The 20856-nt window shown below is 74.4% G+C and carries 18 protein-coding genes; 15 read left to right on the top strand and 3 right to left on the bottom strand.

All coding sequences use genetic code 11. From position 1 onward, the window contains the following. The first annotated feature begins 49 nt into the window (after nucleotides 1-49). The 7 genes from ACTWQH_RS27580 to ACTWQH_RS27550 all read left to right on the top strand — a co-directional run bounded on the left by ACTWQH_RS27580 (nucleotide 50) and on the right by ACTWQH_RS27550 (nucleotide 9482). On the top strand, nucleotides 50-1198 hold the full coding sequence (locus tag ACTWQH_RS27580; RefSeq protein WP_443289482.1) for a nicotinate-nucleotide--dimethylbenzimidazole phosphoribosyltransferase: 1149 nt from the start codon (nucleotides 50-52) through the stop codon (nucleotides 1196-1198). A gap of 89 nt (nucleotides 1199-1287) precedes the next feature. Continuing rightward, the gene (locus ACTWQH_RS27575) at nucleotides 1288-2136 is read left to right on the top strand and encodes an adenosylcobinamide-GDP ribazoletransferase (RefSeq protein WP_443289481.1); all 849 of its coding nucleotides are present in this window, start codon (nucleotides 1288-1290) and stop codon (nucleotides 2134-2136) included. A 391-nt stretch (nucleotides 2137-2527) separates the two neighbouring features. After that, a complete protein-coding gene (locus tag ACTWQH_RS27570; protein ID WP_443289480.1) occupies nucleotides 2528-4093 on the top strand; it encodes a leucyl aminopeptidase in 1566 nt (521 codons plus the stop codon). 202 nt (nucleotides 4094-4295) lie between these two features. Continuing rightward, nucleotides 4296-5684, top strand: a complete 1389-nt coding sequence (gene lpdA, locus ACTWQH_RS27565) for a dihydrolipoyl dehydrogenase (protein WP_443289479.1) — start codon at nucleotides 4296-4298, stop codon at nucleotides 5682-5684. 46 nt (nucleotides 5685-5730) lie between these two features. Then, on the top strand, nucleotides 5731-7545 hold the full coding sequence (gene sucB, locus ACTWQH_RS27560; protein ID WP_443289478.1) for a 2-oxoglutarate dehydrogenase, E2 component, dihydrolipoamide succinyltransferase: 1815 nt from the start codon (nucleotides 5731-5733) through the stop codon (nucleotides 7543-7545). Nucleotides 7546-7650: 105 nt separating this feature from the next. Next, on the top strand, nucleotides 7651-8277 hold the full coding sequence (locus ACTWQH_RS27555; protein WP_443289477.1) for a GntR family transcriptional regulator: 627 nt from the start codon (nucleotides 7651-7653) through the stop codon (nucleotides 8275-8277). Between the two features lie 221 nt (nucleotides 8278-8498). Next, entirely contained in the window at nucleotides 8499-9482 is a 984-nt protein-coding gene (locus tag ACTWQH_RS27550) for a helix-turn-helix transcriptional regulator (protein WP_443289476.1), read from the top strand. A 94-nt stretch (nucleotides 9483-9576) separates the two neighbouring features. Here the strand turns inward: ACTWQH_RS27550 and ACTWQH_RS27545 are convergent, their stop codons facing one another. After that, complete coding sequence (locus tag ACTWQH_RS27545; RefSeq protein WP_443289475.1) at nucleotides 9577-10527, bottom strand: SDR family oxidoreductase; 951 nt, start codon at nucleotides 10525-10527, stop codon at nucleotides 9577-9579. A gap of 142 nt (nucleotides 10528-10669) precedes the next feature. Here ACTWQH_RS27545 and ACTWQH_RS27540 point away from each other — a divergent pair, with 142 nt between their 5' ends. The 3 genes from ACTWQH_RS27540 (at nucleotide 10670) to ACTWQH_RS27530 (ending at nucleotide 13773) form a co-directional block, all read left to right on the top strand. Continuing rightward, entirely contained in the window at nucleotides 10670-11188 is a 519-nt protein-coding gene (locus ACTWQH_RS27540) for a DUF4240 domain-containing protein (RefSeq protein WP_443289505.1), read from the top strand. 97 nt (nucleotides 11189-11285) lie between these two features. Next, nucleotides 11286-12203: a TIGR01777 family oxidoreductase gene (locus ACTWQH_RS27535; RefSeq protein ID WP_443289474.1), complete on the top strand. Its 918-nt coding sequence runs from the start codon at nucleotides 11286-11288 to the stop codon at nucleotides 12201-12203. 253 nt (nucleotides 12204-12456) lie between these two features. Continuing rightward, complete coding sequence (locus ACTWQH_RS27530; protein WP_443289473.1) at nucleotides 12457-13773, top strand: FAD-dependent oxidoreductase; 1317 nt, start codon at nucleotides 12457-12459, stop codon at nucleotides 13771-13773. Nucleotides 13774-13851: 78 nt separating this feature from the next. Here ACTWQH_RS27530 and ACTWQH_RS27525 read toward each other — a convergent pair whose 3' ends face one another. After that, nucleotides 13852-15600, bottom strand: coding sequence for a regulator (locus ACTWQH_RS27525; RefSeq protein WP_443289472.1), 1749 nt, complete (start codon nucleotides 15598-15600; stop codon nucleotides 13852-13854). A gap of 185 nt (nucleotides 15601-15785) precedes the next feature. Between ACTWQH_RS27525 and lipB the strand changes: the two genes are divergently transcribed. The 4 genes from lipB (at nucleotide 15786) to ACTWQH_RS27505 (ending at nucleotide 18609) form a co-directional block, all read left to right on the top strand. Continuing rightward, entirely contained in the window at nucleotides 15786-16574 is a 789-nt protein-coding gene (gene lipB / locus ACTWQH_RS27520) for a lipoyl(octanoyl) transferase LipB (RefSeq protein WP_443289471.1), read from the top strand. 79 nt (nucleotides 16575-16653) lie between these two features. Next, nucleotides 16654-17616, top strand: coding sequence for a lipoyl synthase (lipA, locus tag ACTWQH_RS27515; protein WP_443289470.1), 963 nt, complete (start codon nucleotides 16654-16656; stop codon nucleotides 17614-17616). A gap of 75 nt (nucleotides 17617-17691) precedes the next feature. Then, the gene (locus ACTWQH_RS27510; RefSeq protein ID WP_443289469.1) at nucleotides 17692-17868 is read left to right on the top strand and encodes a hypothetical protein; all 177 of its coding nucleotides are present in this window, start codon (nucleotides 17692-17694) and stop codon (nucleotides 17866-17868) included. Nucleotides 17869-17895: 27 nt separating this feature from the next. Further along, the gene (locus tag ACTWQH_RS27505) at nucleotides 17896-18609 is read left to right on the top strand and encodes a DUF4191 domain-containing protein (protein ID WP_443289468.1); all 714 of its coding nucleotides are present in this window, start codon (nucleotides 17896-17898) and stop codon (nucleotides 18607-18609) included. Between the two features lie 103 nt (nucleotides 18610-18712). On the opposite strand, the gene ACTWQH_RS27500 is transcribed toward ACTWQH_RS27505, so the two are convergent. Further along, a complete protein-coding gene (locus ACTWQH_RS27500; RefSeq protein WP_443289467.1) occupies nucleotides 18713-19180 on the bottom strand; it encodes an RDD family protein in 468 nt (155 codons plus the stop codon). A 207-nt stretch (nucleotides 19181-19387) separates the two neighbouring features. On the opposite strand from ACTWQH_RS27500, the gene glnA reads away from it, so the two are divergent. Beyond that, a complete protein-coding gene (glnA, locus tag ACTWQH_RS27495; RefSeq protein WP_443289466.1) occupies nucleotides 19388-20803 on the top strand; it encodes a type I glutamate--ammonia ligase in 1416 nt (471 codons plus the stop codon). The last annotated feature ends 53 nt before the right edge of the window (nucleotides 20804-20856 follow it).

The following is a 20856-nucleotide window of genomic DNA, read 5'->3' as shown; positions in this document are numbered from 1 at the left end:
GTGCGGAGCCGCCGGGCCGCCGCAGAGGGCGGGCGGTACTCTCATGCTCATGAGTGACGGCGGCCTGAATCTCAATGACTTCGGGGATCTGATCGAGCGTCCGAGCACCAGGGTCCGGCGGCAAGCCGAGGAGCGGCGCAAGCGCGTCGGGGTGCCCGCCCGGGCGCTGGGGCGGCTCGACGAGCTGGGCACCTGGCTCGCGGCCGCCCAGTCGAGGGTGCCCGTGGCGCCGATCGAGCGGCCGAGGGCCGTGCTGTTCGCCGGGGATCACGGCGTCGCCGAGCTCGGCGTGTCCGCCCGCCCCAGGGACGCCGCCGCCTCCCTGGTACGCCGCACCCTGGACGGGTCCAGCCCGGTCGCCGTGCTCGCGCGCAACGCCGGCGTGCCGCTGCGCGTCGTGGACCTCTCCCTCGACTGCGCGCCGGACGAACTGCCCGAGGAGGTCACCCGCCACCGGGTGCGGCGCGGCTCGGGGCGGCTCGACGTCGAGGACACGCTGACCGCCGAGGAGGCGGAGCAGGCGTTCCGCGTCGGCATGGCCATCGCCGACGAGGAGGCCGACTCCGGCACCGACCTGCTGGTGCTCGGCGACGTCTCCGTCGGCGGCACCACCGCCGCCGGTGTGCTGATCGCCGCGATGTGCGGCACCGACGCCTCGATCGTCACCGGGCGCGGCGGCGAGCGCATCGACGACCTGACGTGGATGCGCAAGTGCGCGGCGATCCGGGACGGGCTGCGCCGTGCCCGGCCGGTGCTGGGCGACCAGTTGAAGCTGCTGGCGGCCATCGCGGGCGCCGACCTGACGGCCACCACCGGCTTCCTGCTGCAGTGCGCGGTACGCCGCACCCCGGTCATCCTCGACGGCGTCGTCTCGGCGGCGTGCGCGCTGGTCGCGCAGCGGATCGCGTTCCGCGCGCCGGACTGGTGGCTGGCCGGGCAGGCCAGCGGCGAGCCCGGCCAGACCAAGGCGCTGGACCGGATGTCGCTCAAGCCGCTGATGGACCACGGCGTGACGGCGGGTGAGGGCACGGGCGCGCTGCTGGCGTTGCCGCTGGTGCGCTCGGCCGCCGCGCTCGCCGCCGAACTCACCGAAGAACCCGAAGAACCCGAGGAGAAGGAGCCGGAGGCCGAAGGCGCCGCGTCCGGCGAGGAGTCGGCGGCCGGGAAGCGGCCGTCGGCGATCGCCGAGGCGACGTAGGTCTCCGCCGCGTCGTCCGGCGCCCGGGTCGCCCGGGTGCCCGGCCGAGGCCGGACACCGGCCGCCGAGACCCCGAGGAGCAGACCGCGATGACAGCCCCGCCGCCCCCGCGCCATCCGCCGCCTCCTTCGCCGCCGCCCGCAGCGTCGGGTCCCGGCGCCGGGGACGGACTGCGGTTCGCGTTCGGCACGCTGACGGTGCTGCCGGTGGGCTCGCCCCGCTGGGACCGGGAGACGGCGCGGCTCGGGATGCTGTGCGCGCCGGTGGCCGGACTGGCGATCGGGCTGGCGGCCGCGGGGCTGTCCTGGGTGCTGCTGGAGCTGGAGGCGGGCTGGCTGCTGACCTCCGTGGTCACGGTGGCGGCCTGGGCAGCGCTCAGCCGCGGCCTGCACCTGGACGGGCTGGCGGACCTGGCCGACGGCCTGGGCAGCGGGCGGCCCGCGGCGGAGGCGCTGGACGTGATGAGGCGGCCCGACATCGGGCCGTTCGGCGTTGCCACGCTCGTCTTCGCGCTGCTGGCGCAGGTCGCCGCGGTCTACGAGATCCTCCACCACGGCGAGGACCAGGGCCTGGCCGCCGCCGTGGTCGGCTGCCTGGCCGGGCGGGCCGCGCTGAGTTGGGCGTGCCGCGAGGGCATGCCGCCCGCCCGCGCCGACGGGCTCGGCGCGGCGGTGGCGGGGTGCCTGAGCGTGGGCCGGGCGCTGGCCGCCGCGGGCGCCGCCTGCCTGGTGGCCGCCGCGCTGGGCGCGTTGACCGCCGACCCCGCCGCCGGCGGGGCGGTGGCGGCGGCGAGCGCGGTGGTGCTGGGGCTGAGCGCGGCCGAGGTGCTGCTGCGGCACTGCCGCCGCCGGCTGGGAGGAGTCACCGGCGACGTGCTGGGTGCGGCGGCGGAGACGGCGGCCACGGTGACGCTGGTGGTCCTCGCCGTGACCGCCTGACCGCCTGACCCCCCGACCGCCCGACCGCCCGACCGGGTGACGGTGCCGGGGCGTAGGCTTTCGCCAGATGAACCTGGGAGGCGCCGCGGAATCGCATTGCCGCCGTCGCGGGCCCAGGCGGTCTCTGCCGGATCCTGGCGGACCGGCCCACGGCGTCAGGCGCCTCGCGCCGCACGGCGGCGGAGGGCCGCCCTCACACACGGGGGTACGGGCCCGGCCCTGGGGCCCGGGCCGTCCGCGGGCGATCCGGCGGAGACCGCCCGGGCCTCGACGGTGGACGAGCCACCCCGCCGGCTCGGCACGCGTGCCCGGCCCGGCCCTCTGCCCCAGCCCCACCCCATGCCTGACCCGCCCGGCTCGGCCGGGCGTCCTCGAAAGGATCCAGTTCACCGTGACTTCCCTGACCCTCAGCACCTCCTCCGCCGCGCGGACCGACGCGGACGCCGTGGTGGTCGGCGTCGTCAAGGGCGGGGCGGGGCCGGCCCTCGCCCCGGGCTCGCCGGCCGCCGAGGCGGTTGACTCCGCGTTCGGCGGCAGGCTCGCCGCGACCCTCGCCACCGTGGGCGCCAAGGGCGGCGAGGACGAGATCACCAAGCTGCCCGCGCCCGAGGGGCTGAAGGCGCCGCTGGTGGTGGCCGTGGGGCTCGGGCCCGCGCCCGAGGCGGACGCGGCGTACGACCCCGAGGTGCTGCGGCGGGCCGCCGGCGCGGCGGCGCGGGCGCTGGCCGGGGCCGGGCACGCGGCGTTCGCGCTGCCGGTGGGCGGCCGGGACGAGTTGGCCGCCGTGGCCGAGGGCGCGCTGCTGGGCTCCTACGCCTTCACGGCGTTCCGCGGCGAGCGCGAACGCGGCGACGGCGGGGGCGAGGAGGCGGCGAACGGCTCGGCGCCGCTGGAGCGGGTCACCGTGCTGGACGCGGCCGCCGGGGACGGCGAGGAGGGGGCCGCGCGGCAGGCGGCGGCCACGCGGGCCTCGGTGCTGGCCGAGGAGGTGGCGCGCGCCCGCGACCTGGTGAACACGCCGCCCAACGCCCTGGCGCCGGCCGACTTCGCCGCCGCCGTGCAGGCCGCGGCCGAGGAGTTCGGGCTGAAGGCGGAGGTGCTCGACGAACAGGCCCTGGCGGACGGCGGCTACGGCGGCATCCTCGGCGTGGGCAAGGGCTCGGCGTTCCCGCCCCGGCTGGTGCGGCTGTCGTACACCCACGACGCGGCCGGCGCCACGCTGGCCCTGGTCGGCAAGGGCATCACCTACGACTCGGGCGGCATCTCGCTGAAGCCGGTGGGCGCCAACGAGACGATGAAGTGCGACATGAGCGGCGCCGCCGCCGTCTTCGCCGCCGTCGTGGCCGCCGCCCGGCTGAAGCTGCCGGTGAACCTGACCGGCTGGCTGGCGCTGGCCGAGAACATGCCCGGCGGCTCGGCGACCCGTCCCGGCGACGTGCTGCGCATGTACAGCGGCAAGACGGTCGAGGTGCGCAACACCGACGCCGAGGGGCGGCTGGTGATGGCCGACGCCATCGCGCGGGCCTGCGAGGAGTCGCCGGACGCGCTGCTGGACGTGGCGACGCTGACCGGCGCGATGACGATCGCCCTGGGCGACCGGATCTTCGGCGTGCTCGGCAACGACGAGGCGCTCCGGGACCTGGTGCACGAGACTGCGGGGCGGGCCGGGGAGCAGTCCTGGCCGATGCCGATGCCCGGCGAGCTGTTCGAGGCTATGAAGTCCCCCGTCGCGGACATGGCGAACGTCGGCGGCCGGAAGGGAGGCGGGCTGTCCGCGGGCCTGTTCCTGAAGGAGTTCGTGCCGGACGGCACCCGCTGGGCGCACCTGGACATCGCGGGCCCGGCGTTCCACGAGGGCTCGCCGTACGGCTACACCCCCAAGGGCGGCACGGGCTCCGCGGTGCGCACGCTGGTCCTGCTGGCCGAGCGGGCGGCGGCGGGCGAGCTCGCGGCGTGAGCCGGGGTGGGCCGGGACGGGCCGCCGCGCGGCCCGGCGAACGGCCCTGCGGGCGCCCGGCGCACGGCCCGGCGTCTCGTCGGCGCCCGGCAGGTGCGAAGATGTTCTCCTGGCAGGACAGGGCCAGGCTCAACCACAACGGCGAGCCACACGCAAGGCCGCGCACCCGCGGCCCACAACCCCATCCTTGGAGGAACGTGACGTGGCGAACGACGCCAGCACCGTTTTCGACCTGGTGATTCTCGGCGGCGGCAGCGGTGGTTACGCGGCGGCTCTGCGTGCTTCGCAGTTGGGCCTTGATGTGGCCCTGGTCGAGAAGAACAAGCTGGGCGGCACCTGCCTGCACAACGGCTGTATCCCCACCAAGGCCCTGCTGCATGCCGGAGAGATCGCCGACGCGGCCCGCGAGGGCTCCGAGTTCGGCGTGCTCAGCAGCTTCGACGGCATCGACATGGCGGGGGTGCACAAGTACAAGGACGGCGTGATCTCGGGCCTGTACAAGGGCCTGCAGGGGCTGGTCGCCTCGCGCGGGATCACCTTCGTGGAGGGCGAGGGCAGGCTGTCCTCCCCCACCTCCGTCGACGTGAACGGCCAGCGCTACACCGGCCGCCACATCCTGCTGGCGACCGGCTCGGTGCCCCGCTCGCTGCCGGGCCTGACCATCGACGGGGAGCGGATCATCTCCTCCGACCACGCCCTGGTCCTCGACCGGGTGCCGAAGTCGGCGATCGTGCTGGGCGGCGGCGTCATCGGCGTCGAGTTCGCCTCGGCGTGGCGGTCCTTCGGCGCGGAGGTCACCATCGTCGAGGGCCTGCCCCACCTCGTCCCGGCCGAGGACGAGAACAGCTCGCGGCTGCTGGAGCGGGCCTTCCGCAAGCGCGGCATCACCTTCTCGCTCGGGACCTTCTTCTCCTCGGCCGAGTACACGGACGACGGCGTCCGGGTGACGCTGGAGGGCGGCAAGACCTTCGAGGCGGAGCTGCTGCTGGTCGCCATCGGGCGGGGCCCGGTCTCGGCGGGCCTGGGGTACGAGGAGGCCGGGATCGCGATGGACCGCGGCTTCGTGCTGACCGACCCCTACTGCCGGACGAACGTGCCGACGATATCGGCGGTCGGCGACCTCATCCCGACCCTGCAGCTCGCGCACGTCGGGTTCGCCGAGGGCATCCTGGTGGCGGAGCGCCTGGCGGGCCTGAACCCGGCGCCGATCGACTACGACGGCGTGCCCCGGGTTACCTACTGCCACCCGGAGGTCGCCTCCGTCGGCATCACGGAGGCGAAGGCCAAGGAGGTGTACGGAGCCGACCAGGTGGTCACCCTGCGGTACAACCTCGGCGGCAACGGCAGGAGCAAGATCCTGAAGACGACCGGCGAGATCAAGCTGGTCAGGGTCCGCGACGGCGCCGTGGTCGGCGTTCACATGGTCGGGGACCGGCTGGGTGAGCAGGTCGGCGAGGCGCAACTGATCTACAACTGGGAGGCGTTGCCCGACGAGGTGGCGCAGCTCATCCACGCCCACCCGACGCAGAACGAGGCGCTGGGCGAGGCCCATCTCGCCCTGGCGGGCAAGCCGCTGCACTCCCACGACTGACGACACCTGGCCGCGTTACCACTTTTCGTAAGGAGCACCAGAACCCATGGCGGTTTCCGTAACCCTTCCGGCGCTCGGCGAGAGCGTTACCGAGGGCACCGTCACCCGCTGGCTCAAGGCCGAGGGCGAGCGCGTGGAGGCCGACGAGCCATTGCTCGAAGTCTCCACCGACAAGGTGGACACCGAGATTCCCGCCCCGGCGGCGGGCGTGCTGGCCAACATCAAGGTCGCCGAGGACGAGACGGTGGAGGTCGGCGCCGAGCTGGCCGTCATCGTCGAGGAGGGCGAGGCGCCGGCCGCGGCTCCAGCGCCCGCCGCCGAGGCAGCGCCCGCCCCCGCACCGGCGCCCGAGCCCGCCCCGGCTCCGGCTCCGGCGCCTGCGCCCGAGCCCGCCCCGCAGGCGGCGGCGCCGGCTCCCGCCCCGGCGCCGGCTCCCGCGCCCGCCGCGCAGGCGCCCGCGGGCGGGGCCACCGGCACCGACGTCGTGCTGCCCGCGCTGGGCGAGTCGGTCACCGAGGGCACCGTCACCCGCTGGCTGAAGGCCGTCGGCGAGGAGGTCGAGGCCGACGAGCCGCTGCTCGAGGTGTCGACCGACAAGGTGGACACCGAGATCCCCGCCCCGGTCGCCGGCACCCTGCTGGAGATCACCGTCGGGGAGGACGAGACGGCCGAGGTCGGCGCCAAGCTCGGCGTGATCGGCGCGCCGGGCGCGGCCCCCGCCGGCGCGGCACCGGCGGCTCCGGCGGCACCGGCCCCCGCGCCGGCGCCCGCTCCCGAGTCGGCCGCACCGCCGGCGGCGGAAGCGCCGGCACCGGCACCGGCGCCCGCGGCCCCCGCACCGGTCGCCCAGCCGCCCGCGGCCGGCGCTCCCTACACGCCGCCAGCGGCGCAGGCGCCCGCCCAGGCGGCGGCTCCGGCCACCGACGGGGCGTACGTCACGCCGCTGGTGCGCAAGCTCGCCACCGAGCACGGCGTCGACCTGTCCACCGTGACCGGCTCCGGCGTCGGCGGCCGCATCCGCAAGCAGGACGTCCTCGCCGCCGCCGAGGCCGCCAAGGCCGCGGCCGCCGCACCGGCGGCGCCCGCCACGGCCGCACCGGCCGCACCGGCCAAGGCCCCGGCCGCCGTCCAGCCCTCGCCGCTGCGCGGCCAGACCGTGAAGATGAGCCGCATCCGCAAGCTCATCGGCGAGAACATGATGAAGGCGCTGCACAACCAGGCGCAGCTGTCCTCCGTCGTGGAGGTGGACGTCACCCGGATCATGCGGCTGCGGGCCCGCGCCAAGGAGGCGTTCCTGGCGCGGGAGGGCGTGAAGCTCTCGCCCATGCCGTTCTTCGTCAAGGCCGCGGCCGAGGCACTGAAGGCCCACCCGTCCATCAACGCCCGCATCAACGACGACGGCACGGTCACGTACCACGACGTGGAGAACGTCGGCATCGCGGTCGACTCCGAGAAGGGCCTGATGGTCCCCGTCATCAAGGGCGCGGGCGACCTGAGCCTGGCCGGCATCGCGAAGAAGACCGCGGAGCTGGCGGGCAAGGTACGCGGCGGCGGCCTGACCCCGGACGACATGTCCGGCGGCACGTTCACGATCAGCAACACGGGCTCGCGAGGCGCCCTGTTCGACACCATCATCGTGAACTACCCGCAGGTCGCCGAGCTCGGCATCGGCGCCACCGTGCGCCGCCCGGTGGTCGTCGACCACCCCGAGCTGGGCGAGACCATCGCCATCCGGGACATGGTGTACCTCACCCTCTCCTACGACCACCAGCTGGTCGACGGCGCCGACGCCGCCCGGTACCTGACGGACGTCAGGGCCCGTCTGGAGGCCGGCGAGTTCGAGGGCGAGCTCGGCCTGTAGACCGCGCTCACGCGCTCCCGCGCGCCAAGCGCCCCGCGCCCCACCCGGCCACCCGCGCCGGGCGGGGCGCGTCCGTACGTCCGACCTCATAGCGAGGAGCACGAGATGAGCATCCCGCCCGTCGTCCATTCGCTGCGCGAGCAGATCCGCGAGCACATCGTGGAGGGCATCGTCAGCGGGCGCTGGCAGCCGGGCGAGCGGATCGTGGAGCGGCGGATCGCGGTCGAGCTGCAGGTCAGCCAGACGCCGGTGCGCGAGGCGCTGCGCGAGCTGGAGTCGCTGCGGCTGATCGAGTCCTCCCCCAACAAGGGCGTGCGGGTGCGGGCGCTGACCGCCGCCGACCTGGAGGAGATCTATCCGGTGCGGGCGGGCCTGGAGCAGATCGCCGCCGAGCTGGCCGCCGACCGGCTCGCCAAGGACATCTCGGCGCTGGAGCCCGAGGTGGCCGCGCTCACCGGGGCCGACCGGCTCGGCGACGGCGAGGCGCAGGTGAAGCACACGGTGGCGTTCCACCGCCAGCTGGTGAAGGCGTCCGGCAACAGCGTGCTGCTGCACACCTGGGAGTCCCTGGGCATCGAGGTCGTCACGGCGCTCTCGATCCGCTGGCTCGGCACCCGCCAGCAGTCCTACGCCGAGGAACACCAGGAGCTCATCGACGCCTTCCTGCGGCGCGATCCGCGCATCGGCGAGCTGGTGAAGGCGCACGTGCTGAACTGTGCACCGCGTGCCTGACCGCCGGGCACCGGATGCCAATTTCCCTGTTTCGGAGATTTTCTTCTTCCAACCCTTTGATCGATCATCGATCAGAGGCCTAGAGTCGTCTCCGAAAGACGAGCCGCGCCGCACTGCCTGTCCTGCCCCGCAGCGCGGTTCCCACCCGAGGCCCGGGTCCCGTACGTCGCGCCGAAGCACGGGACCCGGCCCTCACGGGGGCGCCCGGCATCATGGGGTCCATGCGCGCGGCCCGGCTGATCAGGATGGTGTTGCTGCTTCAGGCGCGGCGGGCGATGACCGCCGCCGAGCTGGCGGCGGAGCTGGAGGTCTCGGAGCGGACGGTCGCCCGGGACGTCGCGGCGCTCTCCGAGGCCGGTGTGCCGGTCTACGCCGACCGGGGCCGCGCCGGCGGCTACCGGCTCGTGGGCGGCTACCGCACCCGGCTGACCGGGCTCGGCCGCAGCGAGGCCGAGGCCCTCTTCCTCTCCGGGGTGCCCTCCGCGCTGCGCGAGATGGGCCTGGCCGACGCGGCCTCCGCGGCCCGCCTGAAGGTTTCGGCGGCGTTGATCCCCGAGCTGCGCGACGCCCACGACAGCGCGGCCCAGCGCTTCCACCTGGACGCCCCCGGCTGGTGGCAGCCGCCGGAGACGCCCGAGCTGCTGCCCGCCGTCGCCGAGGCCGTCTGGGACGACCTGCGCCTGGACGTGCGCTACCGGCGGCGGGACGGGGCGGAGGTGGCGCGGCGGCTGGAGCCGTACGGCCTGGTGCTGAAGGCGGGCGTCTGGTACCTGGCGGCGCGGGCGGCGGAGGGGGACGGCGGGAGCCTCCGCGTGTACCGGGTCGGCCGCTTCGGCCACGCCGAGCCGGCCGGGGAACGCTTCGAGCGCGACGAGGAGTTCGATCTGCCCGCCTTCTGGGAGGAGCGGGCCGCGGCGTTCGCCCGCTCCATCCTCCGCGAGGAGGTGGTGCTGCGGCTGACCCCGGCCGGGGCGCGGATCCTGCGGTACGCCACCGACCGGGGGGCGGCGGACGAGGCGCTGGCGGCGGCCGGGGAGCCCGACGGGGAGGGGCGTGTCACCGTCACCCTCCCCATCGAGTCCCAGGACGTCGCCTACAGCCAGCTGCTCGCGCTCGGCCCGGAGGTGGAGATCCTGGGCCCGCCCGCGCTGCGCGAGCGCTTCGCGGAGGCGGCGGCGAGGGCAGCCGCCCTCTATCGGCGGTAGCCGGGGGCCGGATCCGCACGGCGTGACCGCCGGACGAAGCCCGGGAGGCGCTCCGGCGCCGAGCGGTGCGAGGGCGGCGTGGGGAGGATCCAGCTCAGCGGTAGTCCTCCGCGCTCGCCTCCTTGCCGCCGTAGACGACCTCCAGAATGTAGCGGATGGAGTCCGGCTGCGATCCGTCGGCGTCGGTGAAGCCGTACTCCCGGGCGAGCTGCCCGCTGCTGAGGGACTGGCCGTTCCAGCGGGCCACGTCCGGGTCGGCGGCGAGGGCGGCCAGGGCGCGGCCCACGTAGACGGGCGACTCGGAGATCGCGAAGTGGGGGTCCACCTTCATCCCCTCGCGCCAGTTCTCCTCGGTCACCTTGAAGTGGGTGTCGAGCATCGCCTCCGAGCGCAGCCAGCCGGGGGTGAGCGAGACGGCGGTGCAGCCGAGCCCGCGCAGCTCCTCTGCGAGGCCGAACGCCATCCGGATCGGGGCGTTCTTGGCGAGGTCGTAGTAGAGGTGTTCGCGGTAGTGCTTGTTGAACTCCGCGGTGCCGTCCGTGACCTCCACCAGCAGCCCGCCGGGCCGGCGCACCAGCAGCGGCAGCGCGTAGTGGCTGGTGACGAGGTGCGTCTCGACGCCGAGCCGCAGCATCCGCAGGCCCTTGTCCAGGTCCTGTTCCCACATCTTCCCGCTGGAGGGGATGCTCATCAGGTGGTCGCCGCCCCAGATGTCGTTCACCAGCACGTCGAGGCGCCCCTGTTCGGCGTCGACGCGTTCGACCAGGGCCCTGACCTGCTCCCGCTCCAGATGGTCGGTGGGCACCGCGATGCCCTTGCCGCCGCTCGCCCGCCCGGCCTCGCTGACGAGCTCGGCGGTCTCCTCGATGGTCTCGCTGGCCCGGCCGACCTCGCTGACGTGCGTCCGGGTGGTACGCCCGGTCACGTAGACGGTCGCGCCGGAGCGGCCGAGCTCGACCGCCATCGCCCGGCCGGAGCCGCGGGTCGCCCCGGCCACCAGCGCGATCCGGCCAGCCAGCGGTCCCGTGCCTGTCGTGTCCTGCACCTGCACCTGTGTGTCCTTCCGAGAACGAGAGTGGGGTACGAGCGCGAGACTGCCAGCGAAACCCGACATCTTCTGTCCGGATTCGGCTCTCCGGGCGACACGGCGTGCGCGGCGGCCCGGGAGCGCGGATGCTGGAGCCGTGATGGACGAGACGGACTTCTGGGAGATCGTGGACACCACCCGGGAGGCGGCGGGCGGCGATCCGGAGGCGCATGCCGAGATGCTCGTCGACCGGCTGACCGGGCTCGACCCGGAGGCCGTCGCCGACTTCGCCCGGCACTTCGAGGCGCGCTTCAACCGGGCGTACCGCTGGGACCTGTGGGGCGCCGCCTGGGTCCTGCTGGACGGCGCGAGCGACGACACGTTCGAGAACTTCCGCTGCTGGCTGATCAGCCGGGGCAGACACGTTTTCGAGGGCGCGCTGCACGACCCCGACGCCCTGGCCGAGCTGCTGGAGAGCTTCGACCCGGAGAGCGACGGCGAGGCCGAGGACTTCGGGTACGCGGCGTTCGACGCCTACGAGCAGCTCACCGGCGTCGAGCTGCCCGACCTCGGCCTGCCCGAGCCGCCGCCGGAGCCGGAGGGCACCCCGCTGGACTTCGAGGACGCCCGGGCCCTTGCGGCGGCGTACCCGCGCCTGTGGGCCCGCTTCCGCATCTGAAGGCAGCTCAAGGCAGCTCAAGGCGGCTGCACGCAGCTGAACGCCCTCGGGCCCCCCGCGTTCGCGGCGCGGGCGACGATCCGTCAGGATGGCAACCGTGGACGCACCCTCCCGCATCGCCGTCACCGGCTCCTCCGGCCTCATCGGCTCGGCCCTGGTGGGCGCCCTCCGGGCGGACGGGCACGAGGTGGTGCGGCTGGTGCGCCGGCCGGCGCGGGCGCGCGACGAGGCGGAGTGGGACCCGAGCGGGCGGCGCCAGGAGCTGACGGCCGCCGCGATCGAGGGATGCCAGGCCGTGGTGCACCTGGCGGGAGCCGGCGTCGGCGACCGGCGCTGGACCGCCCGCTACAAGCGGGAGATCCGCGACAGCCGGGTGCTGGGCACGGCCGCCGTGGCCGCCGCCATCGCCTCGCTGGACACCCCGCCGCGCGTCTTCCTGTGCGGCAGCGCCATCGGGTACTACGGCGACACCGGCGACCGGGCCGTGGACGAGGACGCCCCGGCCGGGACGGGGTTCCTGGCCGAGCTGTGTCAGGAGTGGGAGGCGGCCGCCGCCCCCGCCGAGCGGGCGGGCGTGCGCACGGCGTTCCTGCGCACCGGCCTGGTGGTGGCCCGCTCCGGCGGCGCCTGGGGGCGGCTGTTCCCCCTCTTCCGGGCGGGCCTTGGCGGGCGGCTCGGCAACGGCAGGCAGTACTGGAGCTTCATCGCGCTCGACGACCACATCGCGGCGTTGCGCTTCCTGCTGCGCGATGACACGAAGCTGTCGGGTCCGGTGAATCTGACGGGCCCGGAGCCGGTCACCAACCGGGAGGCGACCCGGGCGATGGGGCGCGTGCTGCACCGGCCCACGCTCTTCGCCGCGCCCGCGCCCCTGCTGCGGCTGGCGCTCGGGGACTTCGCCGAGGACGTGCTGGGCAGCCAGCGGGTGCTGCCCGCCCGGCTGCTGGCCGCGGGCTTCACCTTCGGCCATCCGGGCATCGACGACGCGCTGCGCGCCGCGGTCGCCCGCCGCTGAGCGCCGGGAACCGTCTGCCTGGTCGGGATTCTCCGGGCCGAACGCCGGGCATCAGTTCGAGCAGGCTCACCCATGGCCTGTTCATCCGTATCCTTCCTCTTCTCCCCTCTTCTCTCCCTTCTCCCCATCTTTCCCTTCCGCCGCTCGGAAGGCCGCACCGACCGCCTCACCAGGAGGGCCCGTGCCAGGCAGCCGGATACACGGCATGGATCACCACAAGGATCCCCACATACGTCAGCTCATCCACCGACAGATGCGAGGAGCGGCCGCGGAGAGCGCCGACGTCGTCGTCGTGGGCGGCGGCCCTGCCGGGCTGCTGGCCGCGCATCTGCTGGGCTCCGCCGGTCTGACCGTCGTCCTCGTCGAGGCGGCCGACCGGCCCGGCGGCCGCATGGCCACCGAGCGGCGCGACGGCTTCCGCCTCGACCGAGGCAGCCAGCCGCTGCTGAACAACCACCGCCCCGAACTGAACCGGCTGCCGCGCCCGCTGCCGCTGAGCCGCCTGACCGGCGGCGTGCTGCTGCGTGGCGCCACCCGCTCGCACCGCGTCGGCGCGGTGACGGAGAGCGCGGAGAACGCCGCCGACCGGCCCGAACGCTCCCGTGCCTTCGACCAGTTCGTGGACGTCCGGCCGCGCGGGCGGCGTGCGCGACGCGAGCTGAGCACCGCCGCCGCGCTCCGCGTCCGGGGCGTCCCCGGCCCGGTCGCCGAGTACCAGCTGCGGCCCCTGCTCACCGCCCTGCTCGGCGACCCCGAGCTGGCCTCCTCCAGCAGGCTGGGCGACCTCAGGCTGCGCGCGTTCGCCCGCCGCGGGATCGCCGTGCCCGCCCCGGGCACGCCCGCCCTGCCCGAGCTGCTGGCCGCCGCCCTGCCCGAGACGGTCGCGCTGCGCACCGGGCGGCGGGCCGTGGCCGTCGCGACGACCGCCGTCGAGACCGAGCCGGCCGGGGGCGGCCCGCGCGCGACCGTGCGCTGCCGCGCGGTGGTCGTCGCCACCGGCGCGGCCGAGGCGGCCCGGCTGCTGCCCGGGCTGCGGATGCCCGCCCACCGGCCGGCGACCGTGCTGCACCACGCCGCGCCGGCCGCCGCGCTCGGCGCGCCCGAGGGCGGGCCCACGCTGATCGTCGACGCCGCCGGGCGCGGGCCCGTCGCCCACACGCTGCACGTCTCGGCCGCCGACCCCGCGCGGGCGCCGGCGGGCTGGGGGCTGGTCACCTCCGTGGTCCTCGGCCCCCGGTCGTCGGAGCCGCCGGAGCTGCTGGACAAGGCCGCCAGGCCGCAGCTCGCGGAACTGCACCAGGCGTCGGCGGAGGACTGGGAGCTGCTGGACGCGCACCACGACCCGCTGGCCGTGCCGGTGGTCCCGCCGCCGTACACCGGCGCGCGGCGGGTCCGGCTGCTGGACGGGCTCTACGTCTGCGGCGACCACCGCGACGTGCCCGGCCTCCCCGGCGACCTCGCGTCGGCCCGCCGCGCGGCGGAGTCCCTGCTCACCGACGCGGGCCTGCGCCCCGCGTCGGCCGAGCCGGCGGAACCGGCCGCCCCGGCCCCCGCCCCGATCCCGGCGTGATCCGGGGGCTCCGCCCCGGGCACCCCGCCACGTGCGGACCGTGGCGGGGGGCCCGGAGGGCGGAGCCCTCCGGTTCGTTCACACGAGTGCGGCCGTCTTCTCCCGGTACGCGCGCGCCGGTGCCGCGTCGCGATACGGCTCCAGGCGGCGTTCGAAGTCCTGGAGATACTCGTGCGCGCGAGCCGACCGCATCTCGGACGCCTGCTGCGCCGCCTCGCCCGCCAGCGTGCACGCCTGGTCGACGTCGCCGAGACCCAGCCGGGCGCACGCCAGCACCACCCGGCAGAACAGGCGGCTGCGGGCGTACGACGGCGAGCGCAGCTGCAGCGACCGCTCCGCGTGGCGCGCGGCGGCGCGGTGCTGCTTGAGGTCCCGGTGGCAGTGGGCCAACTCGTCCGCGAGCTGCGCCTCGTCGAAGAAGCGGGCCCAGTGCGGCACCTCCTCGCCCCGCCGCGCGGCCTCCAGCGCACGCTCCGCCCGGGCCAGCGCGGCCGTGCACGAGCGCACCTCCCCCAGCAGCCCGTGCCCGCGCGCCTCGACGGCGTGGAGCAGCGCCTGCACCGTGGGCGGCGCCGAGCTGGCCATGCCCTGCTGCGCCACCCGGGCGAGCTGCACCGCCTCCCTGCCGTGCCCGAGGTAGACCGCCTGGCGGCTCATGGACACCAGCACATAGCTGCCGTAGGAGCGGTCGCCCGCGGCCTGGGCCAGCCGGAGCGCCTGCACGAAGTAGCGCTGCGCCAGGCCGTGGGCGGCGATGTCGTACGCCGTCCAGCCAGCCAGCCGCGTCAGCTCGGCGGCGGCGGAGAACAGCCGGCGCCCGGTCTGCTCGCCGTAGGTGCCGCGCAGCATCGGCTCCAGCTCGTGCTCCAGGTAGCGCACCAGGGCCTGCCGGGCGTGCCCGCCGCCGTACGCCTGGTCGAGGGCGCGGAAGAGCTCGGAGACCGAGCGCAGCGCGGCGATGTCGCCGGCGGTGACGCGCTGGCCGGGCCCGCGTTCGATCCGGTCGAGCGGGCTGGGGCGCGGGCCGTGGGCCCCGGCGCCGACGGCCTGTCCGGGGCGCGGCAGGCGCCCGGCCAGGGCCGCCGCGCCGGCGGCGCCCGGCGGGGGCGGCGTACGGCTCACGCCGCGGGTCTGCTCCGGCACGCGGAGGCCGGGGCCGCCGTTGCCGCCCGGCGGCCCGCCGACGCTGTTCACGGCTCCCGGACCGGCTCCCGGGCCGGCTCCCGGACCGGCTCCCGAGCCAGAGCCCGGACCGGCACTCGGACCGGCGCCCGGACCCGCTCCGGGGCCGGCGCCCGGTCCCCCTCCGCCGCCCGTGCCGGGGTCGCCGCGCGCCACCCGTTCGTCCGGCCGCCCGATGAGCCAGTCCCTGCTGGGCACCACGAGCCCGGCCGGCGTGAAGGCGATCTTCCGCAGCTCGGCGTAGCTGCCGGAGTCCTTGCGCCACAGCCCCGCCACGATGTCCACCGCCTCGGCGGGGGTCGCGGCGAACTCCAGCCCGGCGTAGACCGGGGCGCACGCCTCGAGCCCCAGGTCCTGGGCGGACAGGCGGCGGCCGAGCCGGCGGGTGAAGACCTCGGCGATCAGCGCCGGCGTGGTGCCGCGCGGGCGCTGGCCCCGCAGCCAGCGGGTGACCGAGGTCTTGTCATACCTGAGATCCAGGCCGTGTTCGAGGCCGAGCTGATCGACCCGTCTGGCCAGCCCGGCATGGGAGAAGCCGGCTTCGGCGATGAGCGCGGCGAGCTGGCGGTTGGGGGTGCGCTGGGGTGAGGCGCCTGACTGGGAACCCTGATGGGAGGTCGTGCCTCGTGGTCGTTCCGTGGACATCAGCGATGCGGTCTCCTGCCTTACGGCGGTGCGGCTGGAACGGCGTGAATGTAACGGTCCTGCCCCGTCTCGTAGCCGAGTGCGCTCAGGATTCATCCATATGTGTGAGCCGCAGCCCGCCTGGGGAACACGATCGGGACGGCCGTACAGTGGTCTGAAGTGCCCTGGAGAGAGGAAGAGCCGCCGTGAGCGAGTTGCGCTTCGTCCATCTCGGCTTCGGTGCGGAGGCCGTCGAGTACCACGCGGCCTGGCAGGAGCAAAGGCGGGTCCACGCGGCCCGGTTCGCCGACGAGATCCCCGACACCTGCCTGCTGCTGGAGCACCCGCCGGTGTACACCGCGGGCCGGCGCACGCACGAGAGCGAGCGGCCGCTGGACGGCACGCCCGTCATCGACGTCGACCGGGGCGGGAAGATCACCTGGCACGGGCCCGGACAGCTCGTGGGGTACCCGATCCTGAAGCTGCCGCGGCCGGTGGACGTGATCGCGCACGTGCGGCGGCTGGAGGACGCGATCATCGCCACCTGTGCGGAGTTCGGCCTGGAGACCACGCGGGTGGAGGGCCGCAGCGGCGTGTGGCTGCTGGGCGAACGCCTGCCGGGCGGGCCCGCCGGCGGCCTCGGGGGCCTGTCGCTCGACTTCGATCCGCGGCTGCAGGACGAGGAGTTCGACGCCCGGCTGCGCGGCCCGGAGTACGCGCCGTCCAACGCCGGACAGCGCGGCGAGGACCGCAAGCTGTGCAACATCGGCATCCGCGTCGCCAAGGGCGTCACCATGCACGGCTTCTCGCTCAACTGCGACCCCGACATGACCTCCTTCGACCGGATCGTGCCGTGCGGCATCCGGGACGCCGGGGTGACCTCGCTCTCCGAGGAGCTGGGGCGCCGCGTGCCGGTCTCGGAGGTGCTGCCCGTGGTGGAGAAGCACCTGCGGGCGGTGCTGGACGCGGCGGTGCCCCTCCCCCGCGCCGTCTGACCCGGACACCCGCGGGACCCGCACAACCACAGGCGTACGCTGGGGTTCGCCGAGGAATCGAAGTCTTAGGGAGCCGGACGTGTCCGCTGTCGCACCCGAGGGGCGCAGGCTGCTGCGCCTCGAGGTCCGGAACAGCCAGACCCCGATCGAGCGCAAGCCCGAGTGGATCAAGACGCGCGCGAAGATGGGCCCGGAGTACCGGGAGCTGCAGAGCCTGGTGAAGCGCGAGGGCCTGCACACCGTCTGCCAGGAGGCCGGCTGTCCCAACATCTTCGAGTGCTGGGAGGACCGCGAGGCGACCTTCCTCATCGGCGGCGAGCAGTGCACCCGGCGCTGCGACTTCTGCCAGATCGACACCGGCAAGCCCGCCGAGCTGGACCGCGACGAGCCGCGCCGGGTCGCGGAGTCGGTGCGGCAGATGGGCCTCAGGTACGCCACGGTCACCGGCGTCGCCCGCGACGACCTGCCGGACGGCGGCGCCTGGCTGTACGCCGAGACGGTGCGCCAGATCCACGGCACGATGCCGGGCACCGGCGTCGAGCTGCTCATCCCCGACTTCAACGCCGAGCCCGAGCAGCTCGCCGAGGTCTTCTCCTCGCGGCCCGAGGTGCTGGCGCACAACGTGGAGACGGTGCCGCGCATCTTCCGGCGCATCCGCCCGGCGTTCACCTACGAGCGCTCGCTGCGGGTGCTGACCATGGCCCGCGAGGCCGGGCTGGTCACCAAGTCCAACCTGATCCTGGGCCTGGGCGAAACCCGCGAGGAGGTCGGCCAGGCGCTGCGCGACCTGCACGCGGCGGGCTGCGAACTGATCACCATCACGCAGTACCTGCGGCCCACGCCGCGCCACCACCCCGTGGAGCGGTGGGTGAAGCCGGAGGAGTTCGTGGAGCTGCGCGAGGAGGCCGAGGAGATCGGCTTCTCGGGCGTGATGTCCGGGCCGATGGTGCGCTCCTCCTACCGCGCCGGGCGGCTGTACCAGCAGGCCGTCGCGCGGCGCGAGAGCGGCGGCGAGGCCGGGGACGCCCCGCGCGCCGCGTGAGCGGCGTCCGCCTGTTGAACGGCTTTGACCGCCCGGACACCGTCCGGTAACGCCACCAAGCGAGACTCTTCAGACATGAGCACCATGACCGCGCCGCTGCGCGCTTTGGAGGAACGGATCCTGCGCCGCGCGCTGCGCAACGCCCGGGCCGCCGTCAGGGAGGACCGGGAGCGCGCCGCCGCCCGCCGCCAGGCGGAACGGTCGCTGCGGGCGCTGCGCGAGGTGCGAGTGGGAGACCGAGTGATCCGCTGAGCCGGACGGGCCCGTAGACTGGCCGGCATGGCGCGGAAGGACAAGTCCAAGGCACAGGCCGACGAGAACCCGGGGCGGCTGAAGCAGATCGGCCTCACCTACAAGATGACCCGGCGGGGCGACCGGTGGATCGGCTGGATCATCTCGGCGGTCGGCCTGGGCACCTTCGGCGTGATCCTCGGCCTGGGCTTCCTGATCGGCCACCCGATCTACCTGGGCATCCTGGGTCTCCTCGTGGCGCTGCTGACGACCGCGATCGTCTTCGGCCGGCGGGCCGAGCGGGCGGCGTTCGGCCAGATGGAGGGCCAGCCGGGCGCCGCCGCGGCGGTGCTGGAGAACATGCGGCGCGGCATCAACTTCACCCCCGCAGTGGCGATCGACCGGAACCAGAACGTGGTGCACCGGGCAGTGGGCAAGTGCGGCGTGGTGCTGGTCGGCGAGGGCAATCCGAACCGGCTGAAGCAGCTGATCGCCGCCGAGAAGCGGCGCATGAACCGCGTGGTCTCGGATGTGCCGGTGCACGACGTGATCGTGGGCCGGGGCGAGGGCCAGGTGGAGCTGAAGAAGCTGCGCTCGACGGTGCTGAAGTTCCCGAAGGTGCTGGCAGGCCCGCGCGTCACGGAGGTCAACGACCGGCTGCGGGCGATGGGCGACCTGATGCAGAACATGCCGCTGCCGAAGGGCCCGATGCCGAAGGGCATGCGCCTGCCCAAGGGCAACATCCAACGCCGGGGCCGGTAGTTTCGCCGGTTTCCCCGTTCGCCGGATCCCCCGGCTTCCCCGTCGTGCGGCATCGGGGCCGTGCGGCATCGGGAACGGGAAGGGGCGATGAGGGCGGAGCCCCTCAGCTGCGGATCTGCAGCGCCCCGGTGAGGCGGTCGTGCAGGCCGCGGCTGTCGCGGTCCCAGACGAGCGCCGGAAGCGCGAGCGACAGCAGCAGCGTCCGCAGCGCGGCCCGCGGGAAGCTGAGCCGCTCGCCGCTCACGTGCACCACCCGCAGGTTGAGCAGCCGCTTGCCCGGCGTGACGCCGAGCGTGCCGACGGTCAGCACGCCCATGACGAAGAAGACGGCCAGGGTCCAGTTGCTGGCCGCGACGGCCTGACCGTCGGCGAGCAGACCGTATGCGATCACGGTGCACGCCGCCCAGTCGACCAGGATCGCGGCGAGCCGCCTGCCGACGGGGGCGATGGAGCCCGGGCCGTCCTCGGGCAGGCCCAGCCGCTCGCCCCGGTAACCGGCGTCGTCCCCCATGTCCCCGGCCGTCACGCGGGGGCCGGAGGGCCCGGGACCAGTCGCCATCCGCTTGTCCATTGCTCCACGGTAGCGCGGCGGCCCGGCCGGCCCGGGCGCGCCCCCGCGGGGCCCGGGCCGCCGTGCGACCTGGTTAACATTGGAGAAACAAATGGGTCACGCCTGAGAAATGGGTCGTCTTTAGGGTCGGCCCCGGCAGGCCCGCGTGCCGGGCCATTCCCCGAGCTGCGCATTCCCCGCCCATGCGGCGGGCTAGGAGGACATCGGATGTTCCAGAACGCCGACGAGATCAACAAGTTCATTTCGGATACCGACGTCAAGTTCGTCGACGTCCGGTTCTGTGACCTGCCGGGCATCATGCAGCACCTGACCGTCCCGGTCGAGAGCTTCGACCCGACCGGAAGCGTGATGTTCGACGGGTCGTCGATCCGCGGGTTCCAGGCCATCCACGAGTCCGACATGGCGCTCGTCCCGGACCTGTCCACCGCGCGCGTGGACCCGTTCCGCAAGGACAGGACGCTCAACATCAACTTCTTCATCCACGACCCGGTGACCGGCGAGGCCTACAGCCGCGACCCGCGCAACGTGGCGAAGAAGGCCGAGGCGTACCTGGCCTCCTCGGGGATCGCCGACACCGCGTACTTCGGCCCGGAGGCCGAGTTCTACGTCTTCGACGACGTGCGCTTCGAGACGAAGACCAACGCCGGGTACTACTACATCGACTCCGAGGCCGGCGCCTGGAACACCGGCGCCATCGAGGAGGGCGGCAACCGCGCCTACAAGGTCCGCTACAAGGGCGGGTACTTCCCGGCCCCGCCCGTGGACCACTTCGCGGACCTGCGCGCCGAGATCACGCTGGAGCTGATGAAGGTCGGCCTGAAGGTCGAGCGCCAGCACCACGAGGTGGGCACCGCCGGCCAGGCCGAGATCAACTACCAGTTCAACACGCTGCTGGCCGCCGCCGACGACCTGATGCTGTACAAGTACATCGTCAAGAACGTGGCGTGGCGCAACGGCAAGACGGCGACCTTCATGCCGAAGCCGATCTTCGGCGACAACGGCAGCGGCATGCACTGCCACCAGTCGCTGTGGTCAGGCGGCACCCCGCTCTTCTACGACGAGCAGGGCTACGCCGGCCTGTCCGACACCGCCCGGTACTACATCGGCGGCCTGCTGCGGCACGCCCCCTCGCTGCTGGCGTTCACCAACCCGACGGTCAACTCCTACCACCGCCTGGTCCCCGGCTTCGAGGCCCCGGTCAACCTGGTCTACTCGCAGCGCAACCGCTCGGCCGCGCTGCGGATCCCGATCACCGGCTCGAACCCGAAGGCCAAGCGCGTGGAGTTCCGCGCCCCCGACCCGTCCTGCAACCCCTACCTCGCCTTCGCGGCGATGATGCTGGCGGGCCTGGACGGCGTCAAGAACAAGATCGAGCCGCCGGAGCCGATCGACAAGGACCTCTACGAGCTGGCCCCCGAGGAGCACGCCGAGCTGCCGCAGGTCCCGGCGTCCCTCCCGGCCGTGCTGGAGGCCCTGGAGGAGGACAACGACTACCTCCAGGCGGGCGGCGTCTTCACCGCCGACGTGATCGAGACCTGGATCGACTTCAAGCGGGAGAAGGAGATCGCGCCCATGGCGCAGCGTCCGCACCCGCACGAGTTCGAGCTCTACTTCGACATCTGACAGACGCGGACACGCGGACACCACCCCGGCGCGCCGGGCGACCCCACGAGGGC

It is taken from the genome of Streptomyces sp. 6N223, from assembly GCF_052246635.1.
Lineage (GTDB): Bacteria > Actinomycetota > Actinomycetes > Streptomycetales > Streptomycetaceae > Streptomyces.
The sequence above is the reverse complement of the archived record's forward strand: the minus strand, read 5'-3'. Positions and strand labels throughout refer to the sequence as shown.